Below are 19,136 nucleotides of genomic sequence, written 5' to 3' on the forward strand. Positions count from 1 at the left end.
TCAAATGATGCCCCCAGTGTAGACCCGCGGCAGTGGGGTGATAAGATGGACAATATCTAACTGAGTGTTCGTTTAAGGTGAACAATGGAATTCAAACAGCTGCAGGACATGGCGCTGTTCGCGCTGGTGGCGGAGTGCGGCAGCTTCACCGCCGCCGCACAGCGCGTGGGATTGCCGAAATCCAGCGTCAGCCAGCGCATCAGCCAGCTCGAACAGACGCTGGGGCTGCGCTTGCTCAACCGCACCACGCGCCAGCTGAACCTGACCTTCGCCGGTGAGCGTTATCTGGAACATTGTCAGGCGATGATGTCCGCCGCCGAACGCGCCGATCTGGCGCTGCAGCGGCTGCGCGATAACCCGAGCGGCCGCCTGCGCATCTCGACGCCCGCCGGGCTGGGGGCGACCCTGGTGGCGCGGCTGGCGGCGGATTTTCAGCGCCAGTACCCGGACGTTTCGCTGGAGGTGTCGGTGTCCGATGCCATGGTGGATCTGGTACAGGAAGGCTTCGATGCCGCGTTGCGCACCGGCAAGCCGCAGGATTCTTCGCTGATCGGTCGCCGTCTCGGGTATGCGCCGCGCTATCTGTTGGCGGCGCCGTCCTATCTGGCGCAGCATCCGCCGATCGAACACCCGCAGCAGCTGCAACAGCATCGCTGCATTGCCCACCGCGCCTGGACGGCCTGGAACCTGCGCTGTGGCGACGACTACTACCGTTGGCAGCTGCCGCTGGCGCACACCACCGACAACCTGCTGTATGCGCGTGAATGCGCTATCGCCGGTGCGGGGATCACGCTGTTGCCGGCGTTTCTCAGCCGCGAGGTGGTGGCGCAGAAGCTGTTGGTGGAAGTCTTGCCGGCGTGGCGCGCGGAGGGTAATGAGCTGTATCTGGTCTACCCGAGCCGCAAGCTGAATTCCCCGGCGCTGGCCTGTTTTATCGCTGTGGTGCTGCAGCACCCGGCGTTTGACGACTACGCGCGCGAGCTGGCGCGGGAATGATGGCCGGGGCACGCAGAGCTTTCTCGGTTCAGGCGGAGGGCCGTGCCACCTGAACGATGCGTTTCCCTCTATTTTTGCCCGCCAGCAGGCCGACCAGCGCAGCGGGCAGCAGCTCAAAACCGGTGATCAGGTCTTCGATGACCGCGAGTTTTCCCTCAGCGATCCAGACCGTGAGCGCCGCCAGCGCCTGTTCTTGGCGGTGAAGGAAATCGGCCAACAGGAAACCCCGCATCGTCAAGCTGTTGACGATCAACAAACCGGGTATCCCGGCAGGTGCTGCCGGCGGGGAGGCCGTATCGTACTGCGATACTGCGCCGCAGCAAACGATGCGCCCCTGTTTTGCCATGTGCGGCAGGCTGGTCGCCAAAACATCGCCGCCGACGTTGTCGAACAGCACATCGATGCCGTTGGGGCATGAGCGGCTCAGGGCGTCATGCAGATTTTCCGCCTTATAATCTATCGCCGCGTCGAACCCCAGCCTGTCCGTCAGCAGAGCCGTTTTGGCGCTGCCGCCGGCAATGCCCACCGTGCGGCAGCCTTGAAGCCGGGCGATTTGTCCTGCGAACATGCCTACCGCCCCTGCGGCGGCGGATACGACGACGGTTTCACCGGCCTTGGGGTGTCCGCATTCCAGCAGGCCGAAGTAAGCAGTGAGTCCTGGCACGCCGTAAACGCTGAGCAAGTGCGTATGCGGAACGGTATCCGACTGCTTGAGCGCGCCTGCCACCGGTACGACTGCGAAGGTTTGCCAGCCGGTTTCTGCCAGCACTAAATCTCCGGTGGCCAGCAGGGGAGAGCGCGACTCGACGACTTCGGCCAGCACGGTCGCGGCCATGACCTCTCCCGCCTGCAATCCGGAACGATAGGTGGCGCCCTGCATCCAGGCTCTGCTGGCCGCATCCAGAGGCACGTAAAGCGTGCGTAACAGAACCTCTCCAGGGCCGGGGATTGGCATGGGAGCCTTCCGAGTCTGAAAACAATCGACGGTCAGTTTTCCTTGTGGGAGTTTGACGAGGATGATTTGTCGATTCTGCATAGGTGGGCTCCTGTTTAAATCTTGCCGAAGGCATTGACGCCGGTGAGTTGCGCCGACAGTTTCCATAGGCGTTGAGCCTGTTCAGGATCGACGGCGTAGCTTTTTACGCCGCTGAAGGAAAAGCCGTTGTCATCGTTGCGCCGGGCGACATCGCAATCTTCGCAATACAATCCGCCAAGGCCATTGAGCTGAGGCGATGTTGCCGCCCAAACCTGGGTTGCCGCTCCTTGTTGCGGGGTTTTCAGCATTTCCGGGTGGGCGGGTTTGCCGTTGGCGTCGATCCAGCCCAATGCGAGCATCTCTTCCTGCGAGAGATAGCGCTGCAGCGGCGTTTGGATCATGCCGGGATGCAGCGAGAAGGCGCGCACGCCGGTGTTTTTCCCCAGCTTGTCTAGCTGGAGGGCGAAGAGCGCGTTAGCGGTTTTCGATTGGCCATAGGCCAGCCACTTGTCATAGCCGCTGTGAAACTGGACGTCATTCCAGCGTATGGCGCTGGCATGGTGACCGGAAGATGAGATGACGACAACGCGGGCGCCGCCCGCCAGCGCTGGCCAGAGGTGGTTCACCAGTGCGTAATGCCCCAGGTGGTTGATCGCGAATTGTGCCTCCCAGCCTGGGCCGATACGGGTTTCTGGACAGGCCATAATGCCGGCGCCGCAGATCAACAAATCGAGGTGGACGCCGGTCGCCAGAAGTTGTTGTGTGAACTTTCTGATGTTGCTCAGATCGGCCAAATCAAGCTCATAAATGTCGACGTTGCTGATACCGATGATGGCCAGACGAGTGCGGGCGATGACGGGATCGCGGGCGGCGACGATCACCTGTGCTCCCGCCTGCGTCAATGCGCGAGTCGTTTCCAATCCCAGGCCGGAATGACCGCCTGTTACCAGCGCCGTCATGCCGGCCAGTTGACGATCTTTGAGTACGTCGGCGGCGGTGGTGGTGGCGTTAAAGCTGGAGTTGAGGGGCACTTGTCGGTTCATTGGACGTTCCTCGCTGCGGTTGGCTGTGACACTGGGAGTGTAAGTCGGCTCTATCAGCGGCTGAATGCAACAAAAACCTAATTTCTGTCGCCATCGTCCTAAAGCCTTTGGCTGGAGCATCGCACGGGTTATGCTCTTGAAAGGACCTCGGGGGGAGAGGGTATGGATCCTTTATCGGAAGTGCTGGCACCATTGAACAGCCAAAATGCGTTTTTCGGCGGCCTGAAGGCCGGCGGCGACTGGGCCGTTCATTTTCCCGCTCCGCAAGGCGGGAAGTTCAACGCGGTGGTGCGTGGCGGCTGTTGGCTGGCGGCGGAAGGGCTGGCTGAACCGCTGTGGCTGGCGGCCGGCGACTGTTTACTGCTGACTCGCAGCCTGCCGCTGACCGTCGGCAGTGACTTGTCACTGCCGGCGCTCGACGCAGACGCGCTCTATCTGCAGGCGAAAAACGGCATGGCGAGCTGCGGCGAGGGGGAAACGTGCCTGTTTATCGGCGGTCGTTTTAGCTTTGGCCAAGAAGTGGAGCGGTTGTTTGGCAGCCTGCCCGCGCTAATGGTGATTCGCGGGGGTACGGAAGAGGCGGCCGTGCTGCAATGGGCGCTGCAACGGCTGGCGGATGAGCTGGTTAGGCCTTCACCGGGCAGTACGTTGATGACGCATCATCTGGGGCAAATCATGTTGACCCAGGCGCTGCGGATATACCTGATGGGGGAGGAGAGCGCGGCGTCGGGTTGGCTGCCCGCCTTGTTCGATCCGCGCATCGGCGCCGCGATGCAGGCCGTGCACGCCGATCCCGCCCGGCGCTGGACGGTGGCGTCGCTGGCCGCCGCTGCTAGCGTTTCTCGCTCGACGCTGGCGTTGCGCTTCAAGCAGAAGGCCGGTATGGCTCCGCTGGAGTATGTGTCGCGATGGCGCATGCTGCTGGCGGCGCGGGCTTTGCGTACCGGCAGCGAACCGGTGTCCACCATTGCGCAGCGTTTGGGATATGATTCGGACAGCGCGTTCAGCCACGCCTTTAAGCGCATGATGGCATGCTCGCCGCGCGACTATCGCCGGACACGGGAATAAAAAAAAGGCGCCGCATGCGGCGCCTGGGGTATTACTTGGCGATCTTCTTGTACTTGATGCGGTGCGGCTCGAGCGCGTCGGCGCCCAGCGTACGCTTCTTGTATTCTTCGTACTCGGTGAAGTTGCCTTCGAAGAATTCCACCTTGCCCTCGTCCTGGTAGTCCAGGATGTGGGTGGCGATACGGTCGAGGAACCAACGGTCGTGCGAGATCACCATGGCGCAGCCAGGGAATTCCAGCAGGGCGTTTTCCAGCGCGCGCAGGGTTTCGATATCCAGGTCGTTGGTCGGTTCATCGAGCAGCAGCACGTTGCCGCCAACCTGCAGCAGCTTGGCCAGGTGCAGACGGCCACGCTCACCGCCGGACAGCTCGCCCACGCGTTTGCCCTGATCGACGCCCTTGAAGTTGAAGCGGCCGACATAGGCGCGGCTCGGCATCTCGGTGTTGCCGATGCGCATGATGTCCTGCCCGCCGGAGACTTCTTCCCACACGGTTTTCGAGCCATCCATGCTGTCGCGGAACTGATCGACGGACGCCAGCTTGACGGTATCGCCCAGCACGATGCTGCCGGAGTCAGGCTGTTCCTGACCGGACATCATGCGGAACAGCGTGGATTTACCCGCGCCGTTCGGGCCGATGATGCCGACGATTGCCCCTTTCGGCACCGAGAACGACAGGTCGTCGATCAGCAGGCGGTCGCCGTAGGACTTGCGCAGGTTGCTGACTTCGACCACTTTATCGCCCAGGCGTGCGCCAGGTGGAATGAACAGTTCGTTGGTTTCGTTGCGTTTCTGGTATTCGGTGTTGTTCAGCTCTTCGAAGCGGGCCAAACGGGCCTTGCCTTTGGACTGACGGCCTTTGGCACCCTGACGCACCCACTCCAGCTCTTTCTCGATCGACTTGCGACGAGCGGCTTCGGCGGACGCCTCCTGCGCCAGACGCGCGTCTTTCTGCTCCAGCCAGGAAGAGTAGTTGCCTTCCCATGGAATGCCCTCGCCGCGGTCCAGTTCGAGGATCCAGCCGGCCACGTTATCCAGGAAGTAACGGTCGTGGGTGATCGCCACCACGGTGCCTTCGAAGTCGTGCAGGAAGCGTTCCAGCCAGGCCACGGACTCGGCGTCCAGGTGGTTGGTCGGTTCGTCCAGCAGCAGCATGTCCGGTTTTTCGAGCAGCAGGCGGCACAGCGCTACGCGGCGGCGCTCACCCCCGGACAGGTGGGCGATTTTGGCGTCCCAGTCCGGCAGGCGCAGCGCATCGGCGGCGCGTTCCAGTTGGGCGTTGAGGTTGTGACCGTCGTGCGCCTGAATGATCTCTTCCAGGCGGCCCTGTTCGGCGGCCAGCTTGTCGAAGTCTGCGCCTTCTTCCGCGTACAGCGCGTACACTTCGTCCAGGCGTTTCAGCGCGCCGACCACTTCCGCCAGCGCTTCTTCCACCGATTCACGCACGGTGTGTTCGAGGTTAAGCTGCGGCTCCTGCGGCAGGTAACCGATCTTGATGCCCGGCTGCGGGCGCGCTTCCCCTTCGATATCGGTATCGATGCCGGCCATGATGCGCAGCAGGGTGGACTTACCGGCGCCGTTCAGGCCCAGTACGCCGATTTTGGCCCCAGGGAAGAAGCTCAGGGAGATGTTTTTCAAAATATGACGCTTCGGCGGTACGACCTTGCCGACGCGGTGCATGGTATAGACGTATTGAGCCACGTTGCTCTAAGCCTCTCTATATCAGTATTTATAGGATGTCTGGCGGCATGAGTGTAGCCCGTTTCGATCTCGGATCCCAGACATCGCTCAGCGATCGCTAAGTATAACCGTTTATGCGCCGATAAAGGCGCATATTGGTGGCTTATGGCGTGACGACGATCGCGACGCGGCGGTTTTCCGCGCGGCCGCTGGAGGTGCGGTTATCGGCAACGGGATCGCGCTTGCCCATGCCGCGGGTTTCGATATTGGCGCGCGGAATGCCGACGCTGGCCAGCAGATCGGCCACCGCATCGGCGCGGCGCAGGGAGAGCTGATCGTTATAGCTGTCTTCACCGTAGTTGTCGGTATGGCCGTCCAGGCGGAACTTGGTGATGCCGACGCTCAGCAGCGCACGGCCCATCTTCTGCACCGTCTCGGTGCTTTCCGGGTTCAGCTTGCCGATGTTGTTGCCGAACAGCACCTTATCCGACAGGCCAAACTCCCAGCCGTTATCGGTCAGCTTGAAGCCCTGCGATTGCAGCAGCGCGATCTGCTCGGGCGTCAGGCCCTGCGGCTTGCTCTGGCAGCCGGCGAGCGCCAGCAGGGCGACGAACACCATCGTCAGCAGTGAAAAACGACCTTTAAACAGTTGCTGTATCATAGTCAAAATCCCTAGTTCAAGTGTTATAGCCGGGGCTCTTATTTATGTATAGCCAGCCGCCAGCCTCCGTTATAACGATGCTTTGCCTGATACATCGCATCGTCAGCTTCGTGCAAAAGACCCTGAGGCGTCGAGGCGTGATCAGGGTACAGCGCAATACCGATACTCAGAGAGGTAATGACCGCCTCGTCGTTCGGCAAAATGACCGGTTGCGTCATGCAGTCGATGATGTTGTCAGCGATCTGCAGGACATCTTCCGTGCCGTGTACCGGCGCCAGCAGCACGGCGAATTCATCCCCGCCCAGACGCGCGACCAGATCGGTCTCGCGCAGCTGCGCGCGAATGCGTCCGGCAATGGTGGTCAGCACCGCATCGCCTGCGGCGTGGCCGTAACTGTCGTTCACTTCCTTGAAGCGATCGCCGTCGATAAACAGCACCGCCAATTTTGCCGGCGGCTCGATATCGCCCAGGGCGCGGCTCAGCCGCCCTTCGAAGAAGGCGCGATTCGGCAAGCCGGTCAGGCTGTCGTGCGTCGCCCGGTGGGCCAGCGAGTCGTTCTCCTGCTTCAGGTGGGCCTGCCAGGCCTCCAGCTCGTCGAGCAAGCCGTTGAAATCGTTGCTGAGCTCATGCAGCTCGGCGATCGGCGCCGACGGCACCCGCAGGCCGAAGGTGCGATCGCGGCGCACCGCGTGCGCCACGTTGGCGATGTCGTCCAGCGAACTGACGATGCCGACCAGCATACGGCGCGACAACACCAGGGCGCACAAGGTACTGAGCACCAGGCAGGCGATCATGCCGACCATGCCGCGCAACAGGAAACGCAGCAGGCTGCCGCCGTTGCCGCTCAGCCAGACCTGGCCGACCTGCTTACCCTCGTGGGTGATGGGCAGGATGACCGGTTCGGGCAGCGCCCAGTGTGCGACGATCTGCTCCAGGCCGTGCAGCGGCCCATCGGTGGGATGGCGCCAGTTGGCCAGCATCTTGCCGTTGTTGTCGAGGATCCGCGCGTCCGATACTTCTTCGTTGGAGGCGATCAGCATCAGCGCCTCGCGCGCGGCGGTGCGGTCTTCAAACACCACGGCGGCCTCGACGGTATAACTGATGGAGCGCGCGATCAGGTGCAGGTTGTGGTTGGCATAGGCGCGCAGTGCAAACAGCGCCACCAGCGTCAAAAAGATGCCGGCGGTGCCGACGGCGATCAGCGCCAGCCCAAGATGCACCCGCTGCAGCACTCGGCCCAGCGTCGGGCGCGCATTGCCGGAACGGTTTTTACGCAACAGCCTCATAGCGGCGGCGCCTGTTTGCGTGCCAGCTGCAGCACGTTGGGGTGGACGCGCACGCCGCTGCGCGCCAGGGCGTCCAGGTTGACCTTGAAGCTGGCCTGATCCCCATCGATCTGCAGGCAAAATGCGCTGCCGGCGGAGCATTCGCTATCGTTCTCGCTGATGCTGAGAATGGAGTTGCCGGAAATGCGCTGCATGAAATTTTGTCTCTGCGCGGCGGTGATGTTCCCTAAGTAGATAACATCGCAGCCGGTACTCAGCGTTGGGCTGTCGAACGGCACGCGCTCGGCTTTAATCGGACGCGGGGCGCTGAGCAGGATCGGATCGAACAACCCTTCGGCATACTGGGTGGGTGCGGTCACGCACAACCGGATCGGATTGGGTTCACGCGACCAGCGGGCATAGCTGATGATGCCGACCACCACGGTCGTCACGGCGTGCGTGCGCTTTTGATAGGGATCATCGGCGGCGCGCGCAGGCCCGGGCAACGTCAGCAGCACCAACAAAACGATCAGCAACAGGCGAGCGATATTCAGGCGTGCGGCATGGAAGCCCGGCACGGGGCTTTTTGCGCAACGCATCGCTATCGCGGTCTTACTTGCCATTTTCACCCGCCATTCCGGCCTGATCCACCGCCCGCAGGCCGTGGCCTGGCAAGGAAAAATCCGGCCCGCTTGAAGGGACAATCGTTTTGCTGAAAGCTGTCAGTCGCACTGCCTAATGAACACTATCTAACCCATAATTGGCGCGGATTGTATTATAAGATGCCTTCGTTGGGCGCTTTATGTGCTGTTTTCTCGGAATTATCCTACTTATTTTTGATAGTATAAAAATGCCTACCCGGGTTTGCCACCGCTTTTCTGCAAAGTTGGCGCGTTTGGCCAGCTGTCAGGCGATTTGCGCAACGGCTGCGTCATTTCGAAAATGTAATAATGTGATAGCTAATAATTAAAAAGTATTTTACTTCTCCAATGAGCACCGGGGCGGCTAATAAAAATCCGGTGGCTGGAAATATCCCGCCGGCCTGATTTGTCAGCCAAAGTAAACGTTTTTTACCTGGCTCCCGCCATGGCGATACACTTCTTCTTCTACAGTATTGAATGGATAAGCGATTGCGCTGTCTATGGTAGATATCTGCGTCCGGGCCGTGCGCCCGGCTTTATTTTGTCCCGCGGCGCCGTGGCGCGGCGGTCACCGGGGAGCTGGGCGGCTCCTGCGGTATAACCAGTGAGGAAAGAGCGAGGATGGTCAAGGTGGACAAGCGACGGCTGTTGGCGATGGGGCTGTGCCTGACGGCGTTTTCCGGCGCGGCGCTGGCGGATTCTCTGGATGCGCAACGTCAGCGTTACCAGCAGATCAAACAGGCGTGGGACGGCAATCAGATGGACGTGGTGGCGCAGCTGATGCCGACGCTGCGCGATTACCCGCTTTATCCTTACCTGGAATACCGCGAGCTGACGCAGGATCTGAGTCAGGCGGGGTTCTCCGAGGTGAACGACTTTATCAAACGCAACCCGACGCTGCCGCCGGCGAAATCACTGGCGCCGCGCTTCGTCAATGAGCTGGCGCGTCGCGAAGACTGGCGCACCCTGTTGGCCTTCAGCCCGCAGCCGCCCAAACCGGTGGCGGCGCGCTGCAACTATTACTACGCCAAGTGGGCCACCGGCGATCAGCAGGCGGCCTGGAGCGGCGCCGACGAACTGTGGCTGAACGGCAAAACGCTGCCGAGCGCCTGCGATCGGCTGTTCAGCGTCTGGCGCGGCGCGGGCAAGCAGACGCCGCTCGATATTCTGGCGCGCATGAAGCTGGCGCTGAAAGAGGGCAACAGTTCACTGGTCAGCAACCTCTACAGCCAACTGCCGGCCGACTACCAGACCATGGGCAACGCCCTGGTGCGCTTGCAAAACGATCCGACCACCGTGGAAGCCTTCGCCCGCAGCGTGGGGCCGACCGACTTTACCCGCGCCGCCACCGGCATCGCCTTTGAGCGCCTGGCGCGGCAGGATGTGGAAAACGCGCGGGCGATGATCCCGACGCTTGCGCGGCTGCAGAAAATGAGCGACGACGAGCGGCTGGGGCTGGAAGAGGCGGTGGCCTGGCGCCTGATGGGCAGCGATGCCACCTTTGAACAGGCGCAGTGGCGTGATCAGGTGATCCTGCGCAGCCGTTCGCCTTCGTTGCTGGAGCGCCGGGTGCGCATGGCGCTGGGCAACGGCGATCGGCAGGGCGTGGCGACCTGGCTGGCGCGCCTGCCGGAAGAGTCGCGCAACAAGGATGAGTGGCGCTACTGGCGCGCCAGTCAACTGATGGACGAAGGGAAACGCGCCGAAGGCGAGGAGATATTGCGTAACCTGATGACCGAACGCGGCTTCTATCCGATGGTGGCGGCGCAGAAGCTGAACGCCACTTATCCGGTGATGGTGGCGGTGGCGGCCAAGCCGCGCGCGTCGCTGACCGACGGGCCGGAAGTCGCCCGGGTGCGCGAGCTGATGTACTGGAATATGGACAACCTGGCCCGCAGCGAGTGGGGCTCCTACGTCGCCAGCCGCAGCCGGCCGGAACAAGAGGCGCTGGCGCGTTACGCCTTTGAGCAAAAATGGGCCGATCTGAGCGTGCAGGCGACCATCGTCGGCAAGCTGTGGGATCACCTGGAGGAACGCTTCCCGGTCGCCTGGCCGCAGGAGTTCCGCCGCGCCACCGATGACAAGGGGATCACCACCAGCTATGCGATGGCGATAGCGCGTCAGGAGAGCGCCTGGAATCCGAAGGCACAGTCGCCGGTTGGCGCTTCCGGCCTGATGCAGGTGATGCCGCGCACCGCGCAGCATACGGTGCAGATGTTCAACATCCCCGGTTACGTCGGCCCGAGCCAGCTGTTCGATCCGCAGACCAACATCACCATCGGCACCAGCTATCTGGAGTCGGTCTATCAGCAGTTCGGCCGCAACCGCATTCTGTCGACCGCCGCCTATAACGCCGGCCCGTCGCGGGTGAACACCTGGCTGGGCAACAGCGCAGGGCGGATCGATCCGGTAGCGTTTATCGAAAGCATTCCGTTCTCGGAAACCCGCGGCTACGTCAAGAACGTGTTGGCCTATGACGCGTTTTACCGCTATCTGACGCACCGGCCGGCCAAGGTGCTGACCGACGCCGAGTGGCAGAGACGTTATTGATTTTGACGGCCCTATGGTATGCTGCTGTACTAGTTAAATAGTATGGTGGCTGCCATGACGCAATTATCGTTAAACGACCCCGCTCTTTCAGAACAAGGCAATGAGGATTGGCTGCGCTTCGTCGCGCTGCTGCAGAATTCGTTTGCGCAAGAACTGCATCAACCGCTGCTGCAGCTGATGCTGACGCCGGACGAGCGCACCGCGCTGGGCACTCGGGTGCGGATCATTCAGGAACTGATGCGCGGCGAGATGAGCCAGCGTGAGCTGAAAAATGAACTGGGCGCGGGGATTGCCACCATCACCCGCGGATCGAACAGCCTGAAAGCGGCTTCACCGGCGCTGAAACAGTGGCTTGAGCAGCAGTTGCTGCACGACGCGCCCTAACAGGCTCGGGGTTATTGCTGATAGATGGCGTTGTGGAACGGCACCAGCGCCAGCAGCAGCGCCTGATGATAAACGCTGGTGCGGCTCAGCCGGCCGTCGGTGAAGACGCCGATGGCGCCGCCCTGACGCTTCACCTCGGGGTTGCCGGTGATTGCCGCCATTTCGCTGCCCAATTCGCGACCGTCGCGAATACCTTGTAAGATGACTTCCGGCAGCATCAGGCTCGCCGAGCGGGATTCGCCGCGGATGTGCGGGTTCTCGATGGTCATCCAGGCGAAGGTCATATTCTCTTCAATCCCGGCTTCTACGCCGACCCAAAAATCGGCCTCGGGCCTGACCTGGCGCGCTTCCATGACGCGTTGGCGCGAGCCGGTGCGCGTTTCGTGATTGCCTATCGGCTGCAGCGAGACGCCGCTGGCGACGTCGACGGCTTCAATGCGATAGTGGCCCGCGCCGAAGACGTCGTCGAAGGCCAGTTGAATAGCCTTGATCTTTGCCGGGTTGGTAGTTGCAGCGACAACATGGTACATAACGGGTTTGATATCCTTCTGGCCGATACGCCGGGCAGCGGCAAAAGCGCCGCCGGGCCGGGGATAAACGCAAATTTCACGCAGTATAACGGAAAACAAAAATGTTACAGGTATACCTCGTTCGCCATGGCGAAACGGAATGGAACGCGGCTCGCCGCATCCAGGGTCAGTCCGACAGCCCGTTAACCGCCATGGGTGAACACCAGGCCCGTCTGGTCGCCAGGCGCGTCAGCAAAGAAGGCGTTACGCATATCATTACCAGCGATCTGGGGCGCACGCGCCGCACCGCGCAGATCATCGCCGAAGCCTGTGGCTGCGAAGTGATTTGCGATCCGCGTTTGCGTGAGCTGCACATGGGGGTTCTGGAAGAACGCCTGATCGACAGTTTGACGCCGCAGGAAGAGCAGTGGCGCAAACAGATGGTCGATGGTACTCCTGACGGCCGTATCCCTCAAGGCGAATCCATGGAGGAGCTGGGCGAGCGCATGCGCGCCGCGCTGGAGAGCTGCCTGATGCTGCCGGAAGGCAGCAAGCCGCTGCTCGTCAGCCATGGCATCGCGTTGGGGTGTTTGATCAGTACGGTGCTCGGGCTGCCGGCCTATGCGGAACGTCGCCTGCGCTTGCGCAACTGCTCACTGTCGCGCGTCGATCACCAGCAGAGCCCGTGGCTGGCTTCCGGCTGGATCGTGGAAACGGCGGGCGATGTCACGCATCTGGACATGCCCGCGTTGGACGAACTGCAGCGTTAACGTCGAATCGGGATCAGGTAATCGCACTTGATCTCGATAGGCGCCTGATGCGGACGGCGCTCGCCTTTCGGATAGAAACGCTCGATGTCGTGCCCCTTGCGGCGCGTCAGCTGGAGCGCCGGCAGGCAGGTGCCGTACACCGTCAGGATGAAGTCTTGCAGCCCCTCGGTGGGCCCTTCATAGCTGAACATCGCGAATTCACCGCCCGGCAACACCAGCGGCTGGCCTTCCTGTACTTTGTCAGGCACCTGATCCGGCTCCAGCGCCGTGGTGTACAGCACTTCCTGTTCGTCGTCCTTCTCCTGGCTCGGGCGCGAGTGGTGCAGCCCGTACAACACCGGCGGCAGGGTATCGACGTCACCGAGGAACTGGCGCCAGAACTGCGAGCGCAGTTCGGTGCGCACGGTGGTGATCTGTTCCAGCGTACAGGAGTAGCTTTGGGTCAGGCCAACCAGATGCTTATCCGGCAACGAAACGAATTCCGGCTGCGGCAGGGTAAAGGCCCCCAGACGGATCGGCGGACAGATGCCGAACGCGTTCCAGTCTTCGGCACGGCGGTACAGCGCCGGCGTTTGCGCAAACTGTTTTTTGAAGGCGCGGGTGAAGGTCTGCTGCGAGTCGAAACGGTATTGCAGGGCGATATCCAAAATCGGCCGGCCGGTCAGACGCAGCGCGACGGCGGCTTTGGACAGCCTCCTTGCCCGGATGTAAGCACCGATGGCGTTACCGGTAATATCTTTGAACATCCGTTGCAGATGCCATTTGGAGTAGCCGGCCTTGGCCGCCACGTTATCCAGCGACAAGGGTTGGTCCAAATGGCTTTCCAGCCAGCTAAGCAGATCACGAATGATACCGGCTTGATCCATAGATCTTCCTCGTAAAGCTTGGGGGTAGGAACCCGAACTGTTGATTCGTCACGCTGGTGCTGCGCTATCAGACCGATCCATGAGCCATTATGCGTTGCACTCTTTGCCTCTGCTGCGCATGCCGCGCCAGAGTTGGATTGGGGTACACCGTAGTGGGCGCAAAGAAATAACGACGCCGCATCATAGCAATTTTTTTACTCCGCGACTCTCAAAGATTTTTGTCACGCTCTGTGCTAAAACGGACGGTGCGGACCCGTAAAAAACCGATTCCGTGAGCTTAGACATAAATAATGGCGATCGCCGAACCTATTTTTGCGGCAAGGTTATATCGGAGTTAAGTAAATGAAAAAAGGCTGGATATTTTTATTCGGTTTGGTTTGCGCAACCGTTGGCAGCGCGCAGGCGGAGCAGGTAGGTTCCGTTGATACGGTGTTTAAATTGTTGGGGCCAGACCACAAAATCGTGGTGGAAGCGTTCGACGATCCGGATGTTAAAAATGTAACTTGTTATATCAGCCGCGCCAAAACCGGCGGCATCAAAGGCGGCCTGGGGCTGGCGGAAGACACCGCCGACGCGGCCATTTCCTGCCAGCAGGTGGGGCCTATCGAGCTGAGCGACAAGATCAAAAACGGCAAGGCGGAAGGCGATGTGGTGTTCCAGAAACGCACCTCGCTGGTGTTCAAGAAGCTGCAGGTGGTGCGCTTCTACGACGCCAAGCGCAATTCGCTGATTTACCTCAGCTACTCCGACAAGGTGATCGACGGCTCGCCGAAGAACGCGCTGAGCGCGGTGCCGATCATGCCGTGGGCCGAGACGAAATAAAAAAAACGGGGTTCAGCATGCTGAACCCCGTTTTCATGACGGCAGGCCGGAATTACTCTTCCAGATCGCCGCAGAAGCGGTAGCCTTCGCCGTGAATGGTGGCGATGATTTCCGGCGTGTCCGGCGTCGATTCGAAGTGTTTGCGAATGCGACGGATGGTGACGTCCACGGTACGGTCATGCGGCTTCAGCTCGCGGCCGGTCATTTTCTTCAGCAGTTCGCCACGGGACTGGATCTTGCCCGGGTTTTCGCAGAAGTGCAGCATGGCGCGGAATTCGCTGCGCGGCAGCTTGTACTGTTCGCCGGCCGGGCTGATCAGCGAGCGGCTGTTGATGTCCAGCTCCCAACCGTTGAACTTGTAGCTCTCGACCAGGCGGCGCTCTTCGCCCAGGCTGCCCAAGTTCATGGTACGCGACAGCAGGTTGCGTGCGCGGATGGTCAGCTCACGCGGGTTGAACGGTTTGGTGATGTAATCGTCGGCGCCGATTTCCAGGCCGAGGATTTTATCCACTTCGTTATCGCGACCGGTCAGGAACATCAAGGCGACGCTGGCCTGTTCGCGCAGTTCGCGCGCCAACAGCAGGCCATTTTTGCCTGGCAGGTTGATGTCCATGATGACCAGATTGATATCATTTTCAGACAGGATATTGTGCATCTCTGCACCATCATTGGCTTCATGAACAATGTAGCCTTCCGCCTCGAAAATGCTCTTCAGGGTGTTACGAGTGACTAACTCGTCTTCGACAATCAGAATGTGCGGGGTCTGCATATTTGCTACCTAAAATTGCCAACAAAATAGAAAATCGGAAGTACAGAAGTCTCTGTTTTCTTAGAGGAGGGCAGAGATAGCGCCACGTTCCCTCTCAGCAAATGACTAAAGTACGTAAACTCGTTCTTGATGCACTTTCCATCTCATGTCAACAAGATCGCTAGCCTGGTGGGGATGCTGTTCCCTACAACCCCTTGGGGTGCCAAATCGGCGCATATCCTAACCCCATTAACAGCAATATAACAGCGCGTGCCGAATTCATCACCCAACAAAACTACGCTTTGTTGACATATATCAAATTCAATTGTAGCACGTTAACAGATTTGTGAAAAACACTTACAGAAATGCCAGTTTAAGTCACAGAACCTCAAATTCTGTGAACGATTCAGCATTATCCGGCCCGATAGGATACAATTATTCGCTTATTGATCATCGTCTTGTTTTAACTCATTGATAAATAAATGCAGTAAAACATAAGCACGAATAATGACTATTACGACGGGTTTATTAGCTCAACGAGCCGTTTAATCTTGTTTGTTGCTATTAACGCGTTTATTGTTACGCAATTGTAAATATAAGCGGGCGCTGCGCCACCGTCAAAAACGCAGGCCCGCCTTCGGTGGAAGAGTGATGCAGCTTCATATTGTTTTAGTGGCTCCGGCGCGGCCGGAAAACGTTGGCGCGGCGGCGCGCGCGATGAAAACCATGGGCTTCACGTCGTTGCGCATCGTCGACAGCGAGGCGCACCTGCAGCCGGCGGCGCGCTGGGTGGCACACGGGGCCGGCGAGATCCTCGACGGCGTGCAAACGTTCGCCACGCTGGAGCAGGCGCTGGCGGACGTGGATTTCACCGTCGCCACTACCGCCCGCAGCCGCGCGCGTTTTCACTACTACTGCACGCCGCCTGAGCTGCTGGAACAGTTGAGCGAGCGTAAGCAGTGGGTCGGCCAGGCCGCGCTGGTGTTCGGCCGTGAAGATTCCGGCCTGACCAACGAAGAGCTGGCGCTGGCGGATTTGCTGACCGGCGTGCCGATGCAGGCGGACTATCCGTCGCTTAATCTGGGGCAAGCGGTGATGGTGTACTGCTACCAGTTGGCGAGCTTGATGGGCGTCAGCACGCCGCAGGAAACGGCGGCGTCGGAAGGGCAGCTCAAGGCGCTGCGCCGCCGTGCCGATGCCTTGTTGAACGCATTGGAGGTCGGCGATGACCAAAAATTGCGCGACTGGCTGCACCAGAGGCTCGGCGTGCTGCAACAGCGAGATACGGCGATGTTGCATACGTTGCTGCACGACATCGAAAAAAAACTCGCCAAGTGATAGCGGCTTCATCAAGCGGTTACCCAGAGTGATCCACTATTAAACCGGCTTTAAGTTGTTTTTTTGTTCTGTCATTTTGCTTTTTACCTCCGGTATCGCGCAATGTCGCCGCTGAACGGAAAATAAGCAAAAAAAAGAAATCGTTTGACTTGGGATAGCGATTGCTTTAACCAATAGAGGGGACAGAGTATTTCATGAGACAGACAGACAACATGCGCAATATCAGCCTGAATACCACAATTATTACCACCACCGATACCACAGGTAACGGGGCGGGCTGACGCGCACAGGAAACACAGAAAAAAGCCCGCACCTAATCAGTGCGGGCTTTTTTTTCGGCTTAAATTCGGAGAGATCACACATGCGAGTGCTGAAATTTGGCGGAACCTCGGTGGCGAATGCAGAACGTTTTCTGCGCGTTGCCGACATCATGGAGAGTAACGCGCGTCAGGGACAGGTAGCCACGGTCTTGTCCGCCCCCGCAAAGATCACCAACCATCTGGTGGCGATGATCGACAAAACGGTGGCAGGCCAGGACATTCTGCCGAATATCAGCGACGCCGAGCGGATCTTTGCCGATCTGCTGAGCGGCCTGGCGCAGGCGCTGCCGGGCTTTGAATACGACAGGCTGAAGGGCGTGGTCGATCAGGAGTTCGCGCAGCTCAAGCAGGTGCTGCACGGCGTTTCGCTGCTGGGGCAGTGCCCGGACAGCGTGAACGCGGCTATTATCTGCCGCGGTGAAAAGCTCTCCATCGCCATCATGGAAGGGGTATTCCGCGCCAAGGGCTACCCGGTTACGGTGATCAACCCGGTGGAGAAACTGCTGGCGCAGGGCCACTACCTGGAGTCCACCGTGGACATCGCCGAGTCCACGTTGCGCATCGCCGCGGCGGCGATCCCGGCCGACCACATCGTGCTGATGGCCGGTTTCACCGCCGGTAACGACAAGGGCGAGCTGGTGGTGCTGGGCCGCAACGGCTCCGACTATTCCGCCGCCGTGCTGGCCGCCTGCCTGCGCGCCGACTGTTGCGAAATCTGGACCGACGTCGACGGCGTGTATACCTGCGATCCGCGCACCGTGCCGGACGCCAGGCTGCTGAAATCGATGTCGTACCAGGAGGCGATGGAGCTCTCCTACTTCGGCGCCAAAGTGCTGCACCCTCGCACCATCACGCCGATTGCCCAGTTCCAAATCCCTTGCCTGATTAAAAACACTTCCAACCCGCAGGCCCCCGGCACGCTGATCGGCAAAGACAGCACCGATGACGCGATGCCGGTGAAAGGCATCACCAACCTGAACAACATGGCGATGATCAACGTCTCCGGCCCGGGCATGAAAGGCATGGTCGGCATGGCCGCGCGGGTGTTCGCCGTGATGTCGCGCGCCGGCATTTCGGTGGTGCTGATCACCCAATCCTCTTCCGAATACAGCATCAGCTTCTGCGTGCCGCAGGGCGAACTGCAGCGCGCCCGCCGCGCGCTGGAGGAGGAATTCTATCTGGAGTTGAAAGACGGCGTGCTGGATCCGCTGGACGTCATGGAACGCCTGGCGATCATCTCGGTGGTCGGCGACGGCATGCGCACCCTGCGTGGTATCTCCGCGCGCTTCTTCTCCGCGCTGGCGCGCGCCAACATCAATATCGTCGCCATCGCCCAGGGCTCTTCCGAGCGTTCAATTTCGGTCGTGGTCAGCAATGATTCCGCCACCACCGGCGTGCGCGTCAGCCACCAGATGCTGTTCAACACCGATCAGGTGATCGAAGTGTTCGTCATCGGCGTCGGCGGCGTCGGCGGGGCGCTGATTGAGCAGATCTACCGCCAGCAGCCGTGGCTGAAGCAAAAACATATCGACCTGCGGGTGTGCGGCATCGCCAACTCGCGCGTGATGCTGACCAACGTGCACGGCATCGCGCTGGACAGCTGGCGCGACGAGCTGGCCGGCGCGCAGGAGCCGTTCAATCTCGGCCGCCTGATCCGGCTGGTGAAGGAGTATCACCTGCTGAACCCGGTGATCGTCGACTGTACCTCCAGCCAGGCGGTGGCCGATCAGTATGTGGACTTCCTGGCGGACGGTTTCCACGTGGTGACGCCGAACAAAAAGGCCAACACCTCGTCGATGAACTATTATCAGCAACTGCGTGCGGCCGCCGCCGGTTCGCACCGCAAGTTCCTCTATGACACCAATGTCGGTGCCGGTTTACCGGTGATTGAGAACCTGCAAAACCTGCTGAACGCCGGCGATGAGCTGGTGCGCTTCTCCGGCATCCTGTCCGGTTCGCTGTCCTTTATCTTCGGCAAGCTGGACGAAGGGCTGTCGCTGTCGGCGGCGACCCTGCAGGCCCGGGCCAACGGCTACACCGAGCCGGATCCGCGCGACGATCTGTCCGGTATGGACGTGGCGCGCAAGCTGCTGATCCTGGCGCGCGAGGCCGGTTACAAGCTGGAGCTGAGCGATATCGAGGTCGAGCCGGTGCTGCCGCCGTCCTTCGACGCATCGGGCGACGTGGATCAGTTCCTGGCGCGGCTGCCGGAGCTGGATAAAGAGTTCGCGCGCAACGTGGCCAACGCCGCCGAGCAAGGCAAGGTGCTGCGCTATGTCGGCCTGATCGACGAAGGGCGCTGCAAGGTGCGCATCGAGGCGGTGGACGGCAACGATCCGTTGTATAAAGTGAAGAACGGCGAGAACGCGCTGGCCTTCTACAGCCGCTATTATCAGCCGCTGCCGCTGGTGCTGCGCGGCTACGGCGCCGGTAACGATGTGACCGCAGCGGGCGTGTTCGCCGATCTGCTGCGCACACTGTCATGGAAGTTGGGAGTTTAA

At 60.4% G+C, this 19,136-nt stretch carries 18 protein-coding genes and 1 other annotated feature; of the genes, 9 read left to right on the top strand and 9 right to left on the bottom strand.

Annotated elements, in window-relative coordinates; translation table 11 throughout:
• Nucleotides 1-84 precede the first annotated feature (84 nt).
• A complete protein-coding gene (locus QOL81_RS13580) occupies nt 85-996 on the top strand; it encodes a LysR family transcriptional regulator (RefSeq protein WP_070915040.1) in 912 nt (303 codons plus the stop codon).
• 28 nt (nt 997-1,024) lie between these two features.
• On the opposite strand, the gene QOL81_RS13585 is transcribed toward QOL81_RS13580, so the two are convergent.
• Both QOL81_RS13585 and QOL81_RS13590 read right to left on the bottom strand, forming a co-directional pair.
• Nucleotides 1,025-2,032, bottom strand: a complete 1,008-nt coding sequence (locus QOL81_RS13585; RefSeq protein WP_070915039.1) for an NADP-dependent oxidoreductase — start codon at nt 2,030-2,032, stop codon at nt 1,025-1,027.
• Between the two features lie 14 nt (nt 2,033-2,046).
• Nucleotides 2,047-3,015: an SDR family NAD(P)-dependent oxidoreductase gene (locus QOL81_RS13590; RefSeq protein ID WP_070915037.1), complete on the bottom strand. Its 969-nt coding sequence runs from the start codon at nt 3,013-3,015 to the stop codon at nt 2,047-2,049.
• 162 nt (nt 3,016-3,177) lie between these two features.
• On the opposite strand from QOL81_RS13590, the gene QOL81_RS13595 reads away from it, so the two are divergent.
• A complete protein-coding gene (locus QOL81_RS13595; RefSeq protein WP_060422351.1) occupies nt 3,178-4,083 on the top strand; it encodes an AraC family transcriptional regulator in 906 nt (301 codons plus the stop codon).
• A gap of 31 nt (nt 4,084-4,114) precedes the next feature.
• Here the strand turns inward: QOL81_RS13595 and ettA are convergent, their stop codons facing one another.
• From ettA to yfiR, 4 genes are all read right to left on the bottom strand, one after another.
• The gene (ettA, locus tag QOL81_RS13600) at nt 4,115-5,782 is read right to left on the bottom strand and encodes an energy-dependent translational throttle protein EttA (protein WP_025159620.1); all 1,668 of its coding nucleotides are present in this window, start codon (nt 5,780-5,782) and stop codon (nt 4,115-4,117) included.
• A 142-nt stretch (nt 5,783-5,924) separates the two neighbouring features.
• A complete protein-coding gene (gene yfiB, locus QOL81_RS13605; RefSeq protein WP_033649136.1) occupies nt 5,925-6,422 on the bottom strand; it encodes an outer membrane lipoprotein YfiB in 498 nt (165 codons plus the stop codon).
• Between the two features lie 38 nt (nt 6,423-6,460).
• Nucleotides 6,461-7,708, bottom strand: coding sequence for a diguanylate cyclase DgcN/YfiN (gene dgcN / locus QOL81_RS13610; RefSeq protein ID WP_038878524.1), 1,248 nt, complete (start codon nt 7,706-7,708; stop codon nt 6,461-6,463).
• Nucleotides 7,705-8,316, bottom strand: a complete 612-nt coding sequence (yfiR, locus tag QOL81_RS13615) for a regulatory sequestration protein YfiR (RefSeq protein ID WP_373270222.1) — start codon at nt 8,314-8,316, stop codon at nt 7,705-7,707. The genes dgcN and yfiR overlap by 4 nt, the downstream gene beginning before the upstream one ends.
• A gap of 633 nt (nt 8,317-8,949) precedes the next feature.
• On the opposite strand from yfiR, the gene sltY reads away from it, so the two are divergent.
• Entirely contained in the window at nt 8,950-10,878 is a 1,929-nt protein-coding gene (gene sltY / locus QOL81_RS13620) for a murein transglycosylase (protein WP_060440795.1), read from the top strand.
• A 54-nt stretch (nt 10,879-10,932) separates the two neighbouring features.
• Nucleotides 10,933-11,262: a trp operon repressor gene (trpR, locus tag QOL81_RS13625; protein WP_016929152.1), complete on the top strand. Its 330-nt coding sequence runs from the start codon at nt 10,933-10,935 to the stop codon at nt 11,260-11,262.
• Between the two features lie 11 nt (nt 11,263-11,273).
• Here trpR and yjjX read toward each other — a convergent pair whose 3' ends face one another.
• Entirely contained in the window at nt 11,274-11,792 is a 519-nt protein-coding gene (yjjX, locus tag QOL81_RS13630) for an inosine/xanthosine triphosphatase (RefSeq protein ID WP_060422361.1), read from the bottom strand.
• A gap of 101 nt (nt 11,793-11,893) precedes the next feature.
• Between yjjX and gpmB the strand changes: the two genes are divergently transcribed.
• On the top strand, nt 11,894-12,541 hold the full coding sequence (gene gpmB / locus QOL81_RS13635) for a 2,3-diphosphoglycerate-dependent phosphoglycerate mutase GpmB (protein ID WP_060422364.1): 648 nt from the start codon (nt 11,894-11,896) through the stop codon (nt 12,539-12,541).
• Here gpmB and robA read toward each other — a convergent pair.
• Nucleotides 12,538-13,407 carry an MDR efflux pump AcrAB transcriptional activator RobA gene (robA, locus tag QOL81_RS13640; RefSeq protein WP_038878537.1) on the bottom strand — a complete coding sequence of 290 codons (870 nt, stop codon included), beginning with the start codon at nt 13,405-13,407 and terminating at the stop codon, nt 12,538-12,540. The two genes, gpmB and robA, sit on opposite strands and share 4 nt — an antisense overlap.
• Nucleotides 13,408-13,749: 342 nt before the next feature.
• On the opposite strand from robA, the gene creA reads away from it, so the two are divergent.
• On the top strand, nt 13,750-14,229 hold the full coding sequence (gene creA, locus QOL81_RS13645) for a protein CreA (RefSeq protein WP_038878540.1): 480 nt from the start codon (nt 13,750-13,752) through the stop codon (nt 14,227-14,229).
• Between the two features lie 52 nt (nt 14,230-14,281).
• On the opposite strand, the gene arcA is transcribed toward creA, so the two are convergent.
• Nucleotides 14,282-14,998 (bottom strand): two-component system response regulator ArcA, encoded by a 717-nt coding sequence (arcA, locus tag QOL81_RS13650; RefSeq protein ID WP_004933003.1) that lies wholly within the window; start codon nt 14,996-14,998, stop codon nt 14,282-14,284.
• 630 nt (nt 14,999-15,628) lie between these two features.
• Between arcA and QOL81_RS13655 the strand changes: the two genes are divergently transcribed.
• The 3 genes from QOL81_RS13655 (at nt 15,629) to thrA (ending at nt 19,136) form a co-directional block, all read left to right on the top strand.
• Nucleotides 15,629-16,315 carry a tRNA/rRNA methyltransferase gene (locus tag QOL81_RS13655; RefSeq protein ID WP_060422374.1) on the top strand — a complete coding sequence of 229 codons (687 nt, stop codon included), beginning with the start codon at nt 15,629-15,631 and terminating at the stop codon, nt 16,313-16,315.
• Nucleotides 16,316-16,527: 212 nt separating this feature from the next.
• A complete protein-coding gene (thrL, locus tag QOL81_RS13660) occupies nt 16,528-16,596 on the top strand; it encodes a thr operon leader peptide (RefSeq protein WP_071998276.1) in 69 nt (22 codons plus the stop codon).
• Nucleotides 16,535-16,652: a sequence feature (Thr leader region), on the top strand. Its footprint overlaps the gene before it by 62 nt.
• 24 nt (nt 16,653-16,676) lie before the next feature.
• On the top strand, nt 16,677-19,136 hold the full coding sequence (gene thrA / locus QOL81_RS13665; protein ID WP_060422379.1) for a bifunctional aspartate kinase/homoserine dehydrogenase I: 2,460 nt from the start codon (nt 16,677-16,679) through the stop codon (nt 19,134-19,136).

Source organism: Serratia sp. CC22-02 (assembly GCF_900182895.1).
Classification (GTDB): domain Bacteria; phylum Pseudomonadota; class Gammaproteobacteria; order Enterobacterales; family Enterobacteriaceae; genus Serratia; species Serratia nevei.

Coding starts and splice junctions, on each gene's coding strand:
- robA (WP_038878537.1), bottom strand. CDS start 13,407: ATGGATCAAGCCGGTATCATTCGTGATCTGCTTAGCTGGCTGGAAAGC.
- gpmB (WP_060422364.1), top strand. CDS start 11,894: ATGTTACAGGTATACCTCGTTCGCCATGGCGAAACGGAATGGAACGCG.
- arcA (WP_004933003.1), bottom strand. CDS start 14,998: ATGCAGACCCCGCACATTCTGATTGTCGAAGACGAGTTAGTCACTCGT.
- yjjX (WP_060422361.1), bottom strand. CDS start 11,792: ATGTACCATGTTGTCGCTGCAACTACCAACCCGGCAAAGATCAAGGCT.
- QOL81_RS13590 (WP_070915037.1), bottom strand. CDS start 3,015: ATGAACCGACAAGTGCCCCTCAACTCCAGCTTTAACGCCACCACCACC.
- QOL81_RS13655 (WP_060422374.1), top strand. CDS start 15,629: ATGCAGCTTCATATTGTTTTAGTGGCTCCGGCGCGGCCGGAAAACGTT.
- yfiB (WP_033649136.1), bottom strand. CDS start 6,422: ATGATACAGCAACTGTTTAAAGGTCGTTTTTCACTGCTGACGATGGTG.
- thrA (WP_060422379.1), top strand. CDS start 16,677: ATGCGAGTGCTGAAATTTGGCGGAACCTCGGTGGCGAATGCAGAACGT.
- creA (WP_038878540.1), top strand. CDS start 13,750: ATGAAAAAAGGCTGGATATTTTTATTCGGTTTGGTTTGCGCAACCGTT.
- QOL81_RS13595 (WP_060422351.1), top strand. CDS start 3,178: ATGGATCCTTTATCGGAAGTGCTGGCACCATTGAACAGCCAAAATGCG.
- dgcN (WP_038878524.1), bottom strand. CDS start 7,708: ATGAGGCTGTTGCGTAAAAACCGTTCCGGCAATGCGCGCCCGACGCTG.
- sltY (WP_060440795.1), top strand. CDS start 8,950: ATGGTCAAGGTGGACAAGCGACGGCTGTTGGCGATGGGGCTGTGCCTG.
- trpR (WP_016929152.1), top strand. CDS start 10,933: ATGACGCAATTATCGTTAAACGACCCCGCTCTTTCAGAACAAGGCAAT.
- QOL81_RS13585 (WP_070915039.1), bottom strand. CDS start 2,032: ATGCAGAATCGACAAATCATCCTCGTCAAACTCCCACAAGGAAAACTG.
- QOL81_RS13580 (WP_070915040.1), top strand. CDS start 85: ATGGAATTCAAACAGCTGCAGGACATGGCGCTGTTCGCGCTGGTGGCG.